This is a genomic window from Synergistaceae bacterium (assembly GCA_012728235.1).
In the GTDB taxonomy this organism is placed as follows: Bacteria; Synergistota; Synergistia; order Synergistales; family Synergistaceae; genus JAAYFL01.
In genome coordinates, this window is sequence record JAAYFL010000097.1 from 1 (window position 1) to 8570 (window position 8570).

Sequence of the window (8570 nt, forward strand, 5' to 3'; positions counted from 1 at the left end):
TCCTTGCTGCTGGAGAACGCTGTGTGTCCACAAGTAACAGAAATTTCGTTGGTAGGATGGGTTCATCTAAAAGCGAAGTTATTCTTGCAAGTCCAATGGTTGCAGCTGCCACTGCCGTTGCAGGGCATATCTGTCATCCAAAAGAAATAACAGGCTAGCTGGAGGCAAAGCTATGAATACTACATTAATCGGTAAAGCATGGACATATGGGGACAATATTGACACAGATGTTATCATTCCGGCAGCGTATCTCGTAACAAGTGAACCGGAAGTACTAGCTAAACATTGTATGGAGCCTATTGACGAATTATTTGCAAAAGAAGTTTCAAAAGGAGACATTGTTGTTGCCGGCAATAATTTTGGGTGTGGCTCAAGCAGAGAACACGCTCCTTTAGCTATAAAGGGTGCCGGTGTTGCTTGCGTCATTGCTAAATCTTTTGCTCGTATTTTCTATCGCAATTCAATAAATATTGGACTCCCTATACTTGAGTGTGCCGACGCTGATAAAATTTCAAGAGGCGACCTCTTAGAAATTAATTTGGCATGCGGCTCTATTTTTAACAAGACAAAGAATGAAACATATTACGCCAAGCCTTTCTCGGGAACTCTCCAAAAGCTTATCGGGCTAGGAGGTCTTGTGCCTTATGTTAAGACAATTCTCCAAGAAAAGCGAAAGGCGGATTTAAAATGAAAAAATATAAAATAGCCCTTCTACCGGGCGACGGAATTGGACCAGAAGTTACTGGAGAATCAGTAAAAACACTTGAAAGAGTCGGGGAAAGATTGGGTTTCTCATTTGAATGGGATGAATACCCCCATGGTGCAAACCACTACCTTGCAACAGGCGAAATATTATCGGAAGTATCTATGGATAATATGGAAAAGTGTGATGCAATGCTTTTGGGGGCAATAGGAGATCCAAGAATAAAACCGGGCATTATGGAGCAAGGGATATTACTGGCCCTCCGCTTTCGCTTTGATCAGTACGTCAATCTTCGCCCAGCATTGTCTCTGCCAAATGTTAAAACACCGGTCAAACTTGAAGAAAGGACAATAGATTCAGTCGTTGTTCGAGAAAATACCGAAGACTTATACATGTGCATAGGCGACACAACGGATTCAGGAGAATTGGAGCTTCCAATAAATATAAATAGAGAGTTGTATAAATTAGAGGGATCTCTAAAACTAAAAACGACTCCTCTTTGTCCTTTCGCAGCACAAGCAGCTATAAACAGCAAGCCTGGAATTGAAAGAATAACAAGATATGCCGCGGAGTTGACCAAAAAAAGAGGGGAAGACATCCTTACGATTGTCTCCAAATCTAATGCTGTTTCGGCTTTATATGGTTTTTTTGAAGAATGTGCAATAAATATATTGTCAAGAGAATATCCGGAGTTGAAATATTCTACCGTCAACGTTGATGCTCTTTGCTATCATCTTGTAAGAAATCCTGCTTCTTACGGTGTACTCTTGTGTCCCAATCTTTTTGGTGACATTATCAGTGATCTTCAAGCAGGACTGGCTGGGGGACTCGGCACAGCAGCAGGCGGGAATATCGGAGATGGACTATCAATGTTTGAACCAGTACATGGATCAGCTCCTGATATAGCAAATACTGGAAGGGCTAATCCAATAGCAGCTATACTTTCAGGTGCACTTATGCTTGAACACCTAGACGAAGAAAAAGCCTCAAAGGCAATAAACAGCGCTGTCTTTAACTTTTTAAAAAATGCTTCTAGAAACGAGCTCCCATTTGAGTTCGGAGGAGAGGCTACCTCAGAGCAAGTCGGGGAGAACATAAGAAAATATATTTAGTTAGAAATTGATTGTGGCTTTATCATCAAGATTAGGGGGTATATCCAATGTCCAAAATTAACGGAGCTCAAATGCTCTTCAAATCGTTAGAGGCTGAAGGCGTCGATACAATCTTCGGATTGCCTGGCGGTGCTGTTATAACTCTTTCTGATGCCTTATACGATTCTAAGATTAATCATGTTCTGATGCGACATGAACAGGCGGCTGCACATGCCGCAGATGGCTATGCTCGCGCCAGTGGAAAACCGGGAGTCTGTATTGCCACTTCAGGGCCGGGTGCGACAAACCTTGTAACCGGAATAGCAACTGCAAGCATAGATTCTGTGCCTATGATTGCAATAACAGGACAAGTTGCCACTACAGCCATAGGCTCAGACGCTTTTCAGGAAGCCGACATCTTAGGCATAACCATCCCTGTTGTCAAACATAGTATGCAAGTAAGAACGCCTGAACAGATTGCACCCGCAGTTAAAAAAGCTTTTCACATAGCAACTACAGGTAGACCTGGTCCTGTTTTAATAGATATACCTGCAGATGTTCAAAAAGGGTTCGGTGCTTTTGAGTATCCTGATAAGGTCGAATTCCTTGGATATAATCCTGAATCAAAAACTGATTTCTCTCGTCTCGACGAAGCAGTTGCTCTTATAGAACAAGCAGAGAGACCTCTTATCTTCGCAGGTGGCGGGGTTATTAGATCTGGTGCTGCAGTGAAGCTTAAAGAATTCGCTGAGAAATTTCAAATACCTGTAGTTACGTCCTTGTTGGGGAAGGGTGCTTTCCCCGAATCACATCCTTCCGGCCTTTCTTTGGGAATGGCTGGAATGCACGGCCATCCTGTTGCAAACAGAGCAGTTATGGCTGCAGATGTTATATTAGCTGTAGGACCGCGCTTTAGCGACAGAACTACGGGGAAAACCTCTTCTTTTGCATCCAAAGCGAGAATAATACATATAGACATCGATCCTGCAGAAATGAACAAAGTAATAGGATCAGAAATTCACCTTGTAGGAGATGCGAATTGTATTTTAAATGCCTTGCTAATTTCAGTAGACAAAAAAACGTGTGGATGTACTCATAGAAAATGGATTGAGGATCTAGAATTAATACGAGAGAAAGAACCTCTGCCAAGAACAGAATATAAAAATGGAATAGCACCATGGCACATAATAGAAAGTCTAAGAGAGATAACGGGCGGCAAAACGATCGTAACAACTGAGGTTGGACAGCATCAGATGTGGGCAGCAATGTATTACAAAGTAGAAGAGCCAAGACACTTCCTCACTTCTGGTGGTCTCGGCACAATGGGATTCGGTTTCCCTGCCGCAATCGGAGCCGCTTATACATGCAATTCTTCCTCTTGTCCGCAAGAATATGTTTGTTGCCTTGCCGGAGACGGAAGTTTTATGATGAACATTCAAGAACTTGATACATGTGCTCGGTATAATATCCCCGTAAAAGTTTTTCTTTTTAATAACACCTGTCTAGGTATGGTTCGACAGTGGCAGGAGTTCTTCTTTAAAAAACGCTATTCAAACACACTCTACACACGCGATCCTGATTTCGTTGGAATCGCGGAGAGTATGGGAGTTAAGGGTTTTGCTGCTTGTAAACCTGAAGATGTCCGAAGTACAATCGAGGAGGCCCTGAAGGTTCCTGGACCAGCACTTGTCGACTTTAGAATTCCACAGGAGGCTTTGGTTTTACCCATGGTTACCCCGGGAAGTTCTAATGATGAAATCTTATTGAGTTTGGAGGAACTATCAAATCATGAATAGCAATAAAGCAAAAATAGGCTACCAGAGAAGTCCCCACCGCTCTTTGCTTAAAGCTGCGGGTTACACTGATTGGGAAATAGAGCGCCCTTGGATAGGCGTGGCAAACTCTTTTAACTCTATAATCCCGGGGCATGTCCATCTAAAAACTATAACGGAAGCTGTCAAAGCCGGAATATATGCAGCAGGCGGACTTCCTTTAGAGTTCCCTACTATCGGGGTATGTGACGGAATTGCAATGAATCATGATGGCATGAAATTCTCTCTTCCCAGTAGAGAACTTATCATGGATTCAATAGAGGTAATGGCAAAAGGGCATGCATTTGATGCCATGGTCCTTATACCGAACTGTGACAAAATTGTTCCTGGTATGGCTATGGCTGCAGCAAAACTAAATATTCCATCTATCATAATTTCAGGTGGACCAATGATGGCCGGCAACCTTTCAGGGAAAAAGCTCGACCTTAACACCGTATTTGAAGGTGTCGGCATGTTGTCTGCCGGCAAACTTAATGAAAGAGAGCTAAAAGAAATCGAGGACAATGCATGTCCAGGGTGCGGCTCCTGTTCTGGAATGTTCACAGCCAATACTATGAACTGCATGATGGAGGTACTGGGTTTGGCACTCCCAGGGAATGGCACTGTACCCGCAGTTCATGCGGGCCGTGTCAGACTTGCCAAAGACGCAGGCAGAGCGATAATGGATCTTGTCAATAAAAACATTAAACCTCGTGATATTTTAACAATAGAAGCATTTGAAAATGCAGTTGCCGTTGATTTGGCATTGGGAGGCTCCACGAACACAACTCTACATTTGCCTGCGATAGCCTGGGCTGCGGGGTTAACCCTCTCTCTTGATGTTTTTAATGATATAGGATCGAGGGTTCCGCATCTTTGCTCCATGAGTCCAGGGGGGCAGCATCACATTGAAAATCTCTGGCAAGCCGGTGGAGTTCAAGCTCTTATAAAACAACTCCTTGATAGCAATCTTATTCATGGAGAAAGCATAACGGTGACGACAAAAACGATAAAAGATAATTGTGCTAATGCAGAAGTACTTAATTCTAACGTTATACGTCCTCTAAATAATCCGTATCACAAAGAAGGTGGAATTGCATTTATGAAAGGAACGCTTGCACCTCTTGGTGCAATAGTAAAACAATCTGCTGTTTCGCCTGAAATGATGGTACATGAAGGACCTGCTAGGGTTTTTGAATGTGAGGACGATGCAAGCAAAGCAATTCTTGATAATATGATAAACGATGGGGATGTCGTTGTAATAAGAAATGAAGGACCTAAGGGCGGGCCCGGAATGAGAGAGATGCTCACTCCTACTTCAGCCATTATGGGACAAGGCAAAGGTAGCACGGTAGCTCTTGTTACAGACGGACGCTTTTCCGGAGCCACACGTGGAGCGGCCATAGGACATGTCTCACCTGAAGCATGCACCGGCGGACCTATAGGTCTCGTAGAGGATGGAGACATAATTTCGATTGATATACCGCGAAAAAAACTTGATCTCAAAGTAAGTGAGGAAGTTTTGGAAGAACGTAGAAAAAAATATACGCCTAAGTGTCAGGAGACAACCAGTCCCTTCTTAGAACGGTATCGAACATTCGCAACTTCCGGTGTTGAAGGAGCAGTTTTGAAGGAAAAATAACAACTTTCAATCCTTGACCGATTAGAGACAATAATTAGTGCTGAGCGAAGAATAAAATGCATTTGCTCAGCACTAATTTATGGGTTTATTAAGTTCTACAGGAGTTTCTTCTTAGCAGAGAAAAACTTTGCTATTTAAAAACGCTATTCTCGAATTTGGCCGGCACCAAATATGATATATTTTGTTGTACACAGCTCTTTTAGCCCCATTGGTCCCCTGGCATGAAGTTTCTGTGTGCTGATTCCTATCTCTGCTCCAAGTCCGAATTGATTGCCGTCCGTGAACCTTGTGGAAGCATTAACATAAACACAGGAGGAGTCTATTTCGTTCAAAAAGCGCTGAGCGGACGTATAATTTTCAGTCACGATACAATCACTATGGCCGGACGAATACTTCCTGATATGCTCTATTGCTTCATCGAAATTTAGAACTGTTCTTGCAGAAATAATATAATCTTCAAATTCTGTGGCAAAATCTTCATCTGTTGCTCTTTTTACTCCTGTTACAACCTCAAAATCTTTATCTCCTCTAACTTCCACTCCGGCTTCTAGTAAAGCATTGGTAATTCTAGGAACAAAAGAATCCTTTAATCTTTCGTGAACGAGAAGAGTTTCGCATGCATTGCAAACTCCCGGACGCTGTGTCTTAGCATTTATTACTATTTTTTTAGCCATATCTAAATCGGCGCTTTCATCAACATAAACATGACAATTCCCTACTCCCGTCTCAATAAAGGGGACAGTGCTGTTTTGGACAACAGTCTTTATAAGAGTTGCTGAACCCCTCGGTATAAGGACGTCAATATATTTATTTAAACACATCATTTTCTTAGCGGTCTCATAATCGGTGTCTTCCACGAGCGTTACAATGTTTTCATCTACTCCATTATCTTTTAACGTTCTTCTAAAGACGTTAACTATCGCAGAGTTTGTCTTAAGAGCCTCGCTTCCACCTCTTAAGATTGTAGCTGAACCTGCCTTAAAACAAAGGCCAAATGCATCTGAGGTAACATTGGGCCTTGCTTCAAATATTATTCCTATAACCCCCATGGGCACCCGCTTTTGTCCCACAATCATTCCGTTAGGCATAGTCTTCATGCTCAATATCTCTCCTACCGGATCCGGTAATTCCGCTACTTCTTTTAAGCCGGAGGCCATATCTTCTATTCTTTTTTCACTTAAGGCAAGTCTATCCAAAAACGACTTTTTCCTGCCTGCTTTTTCTGCGTTAATTAGATCTTCCGAATTGATTTCCAGAATATATGATGAATGCTCTCTAAGAGCATTTGCACATTTTATAAGAAGCTCATTTTTTGTTTTTGTATCACACATCGAAGTAAATCTTGATGCTTCTTTTGCTTTTTCTCCAAGCTCTACAATATACTCCTTTGACATTAGCCGACAGCCCCTCTCTTAGCCGGGAAAAGTGTTCCAACGTCCTTCCCATCCAGAACATCATATAAAGTACGAGGATCTTCCGCCTTTGCTATCACAGCATTACACCCGCTTTTTACACATTTTTTAGCAGCGATTATTTTAGTGGTCATTCCACCCATCGCAAACGCAGATCCCTTGCCCTCAGCCATTGATTCTATTTTCGGTGTGATTTTATCACATATTGGTATACGCGTAGCATCCCCATTTGTTTTTGGGTTCTTATCATAAAGCCCATCTGTATCTGTTAGAATTACCAACAAATCAGCAGATATTAACTCGGCTACAACCGCAGAAAGATAATCATTATCAGAAAATTCTATTTCATCTGTGGCAACCGCATCGTTATTATTTACTATAGGTATAATTCCGAGAGCGAATAGTCTGTTAAACAAACCTGTAATAATTTCTCCTCGTGCTTCCACATCTTCTTTAGTTATAAGTATTTGCGAAACGGTTTGATTATATTCATTAAAAAAACTTCTATACATCTGCATAAGAGAGGCCTGCCCCACAGACGCTGCAGCTAACTTCAAAAGAATTTCTTCCGGTCTTTTTTTAAGCCCCAAAATGCTTAAGCCGGCACCAACAGCTCCCGATGAAACTAAAATCACTTCTTTCCCACTGTTTTTAATATCAGTAAGGACTGAAGCTAGTTTTTTCATTCTTTGCAAATTTATACTGCCATTAGGATGAGTAATGGAAGATGTGCCTATTTTAACCACTATTCTGTGCGCTGTTTTAAGGTTCTCTCTACGTTCCACTTAATTACCACCTATTTCACAGTCACGTTGCATAACTTTTTTTACTGCGTTATGTATACTTGCCTCAAATCCATCTTTTTGAAGGGAACAAACACCCTGTATCGTTGTTCCGGCAGGCGAACAAACCATATCACACAACTCCAAAGGATGTTTTTCTGAACCAAGAACCATTTTTGCACTTCCGTAGACAGTGTGAGCTGCAATTTTAGTAGCAAGCGGTTTCGGTATGCCTCCTCGTACCGCAGCACGCGCCAACGCCTCTATAAACATATAGCAAAATGCCGGTGATGAACCCGCTATTGCGGAAAAAGCAGCAAAACTGGTTTCCTCTATTGGTGTAATTATTCCTAAGTTCGAAAAGATATCAGTAACTATTTTATCTTGTTCTTTTGTTGCATACTCATTCATACAGTATCCAGTTGTCGCCGAACCTGTCATTGCATTTACATTTGTCATTACTCTTGCAATCGGTGACTTTTCAAAAATTCCGGATAGATAATCAAGGGATTTCCCCACAACTATTGATATGAAAAACTTGGGTTTTTTAGATGCTTTCGTTACTATTTCTTTTATCCTAACTTTATTTTCATCTAATATAATCGGTTTTATAGCGATAATGACAACATCACATTCAAAGACTTCTTCTTCTGTTTTTATTTTTTTTATATTGCACTCTTCGGCAAGGAGATCAAGTTTATCCTGCAACAAGTCATAGACAAATATTTCTTTAGGATCAAATCCACCCTTTATCATTCCTCTTATAATAGCGCTGCCCATATTGCCCGCTCCTAAAAATCCATACTTCATAATATAATCACCCTACTTTAAATAATATTAAATTACGCTAATTGTACGTCTAAATATTGCTGATAACAACGTCTTACTATGAAATTCTACATACCGTCTTAATTTGCAGTTGCGCAATTTAGGTATAATTGACAATTGAATCCTATCTGCTGTATTATATCCTATACTCAATAAATACTTAAACGCGATGATGGAATTAAGCTCTTACAACTGAAGTTACAGAGAATCAGCATTTGGTGAAAGCTGACACTTATGTCGTAAGATGCAGTCTCACTCCTGAGCGGAATCCCCGAAATCTTTAAATTAAGGGATTACGGCA

Annotated in this window: 8 protein-coding genes; 5 read left to right on the top strand and 3 right to left on the bottom strand. The window is 41.3% G+C overall.

The genetic code is table 11. The features are described 5' to 3' along the window. From GXZ13_06365 to ilvD, 5 genes are all read left to right on the top strand, one after another. Window positions 1–158, top strand: a 158-nt coding sequence (locus GXZ13_06365) for a 3-isopropylmalate dehydratase large subunit (protein ID NLX75438.1), incomplete at its 5' end; no start/stop codon positions are given. 14 nt (window positions 159–172) lie between these two features. Next, window positions 173–691: a 3-isopropylmalate dehydratase small subunit gene (locus GXZ13_06370; protein NLX75439.1), complete on the top strand. Its 519-nt coding sequence runs from the start codon at window positions 173–175 to the stop codon at window positions 689–691. Further along, complete coding sequence (locus GXZ13_06375; protein ID NLX75440.1) at window positions 688–1815, top strand: isocitrate/isopropylmalate dehydrogenase family protein; 1128 nt, start codon at window positions 688–690, stop codon at window positions 1813–1815. The genes GXZ13_06370 and GXZ13_06375 overlap by 4 nt, the downstream gene beginning before the upstream one ends. 47 nt (window positions 1816–1862) lie before the next feature. Beyond that, window positions 1863–3590 (top strand): biosynthetic-type acetolactate synthase large subunit, encoded by a 1728-nt coding sequence (gene ilvB, locus GXZ13_06380; GenBank protein NLX75441.1) that lies wholly within the window; start codon window positions 1863–1865, stop codon window positions 3588–3590. After that, a complete protein-coding gene (gene ilvD, locus GXZ13_06385; protein NLX75442.1) occupies window positions 3583–5247 on the top strand; it encodes a dihydroxy-acid dehydratase in 1665 nt (554 codons plus the stop codon). Before ilvB ends, ilvD begins: the two co-directional genes overlap by 8 nt. A gap of 143 nt (window positions 5248–5390) precedes the next feature. Here the strand turns inward: ilvD and GXZ13_06390 are convergent, their stop codons facing one another. The 3 genes from GXZ13_06390 to proC are packed head-to-tail and all read right to left on the bottom strand — an operon-like array spanning window position 5391 to window position 8251. After that, window positions 5391–6641, bottom strand: coding sequence for a glutamate-5-semialdehyde dehydrogenase (locus tag GXZ13_06390; protein ID NLX75443.1), 1251 nt, complete (start codon window positions 6639–6641; stop codon window positions 5391–5393). Then, window positions 6641–7444, bottom strand: coding sequence for a glutamate 5-kinase (gene proB, locus GXZ13_06395; protein NLX75444.1), 804 nt, complete (start codon window positions 7442–7444; stop codon window positions 6641–6643). The genes GXZ13_06390 and proB overlap by 1 nt, the downstream gene beginning before the upstream one ends. Next, window positions 7445–8251: a pyrroline-5-carboxylate reductase gene (proC, locus tag GXZ13_06400; GenBank protein NLX75445.1), complete on the bottom strand. Its 807-nt coding sequence runs from the start codon at window positions 8249–8251 to the stop codon at window positions 7445–7447. Window positions 8252–8570: the final 319 nt, after the last annotated feature.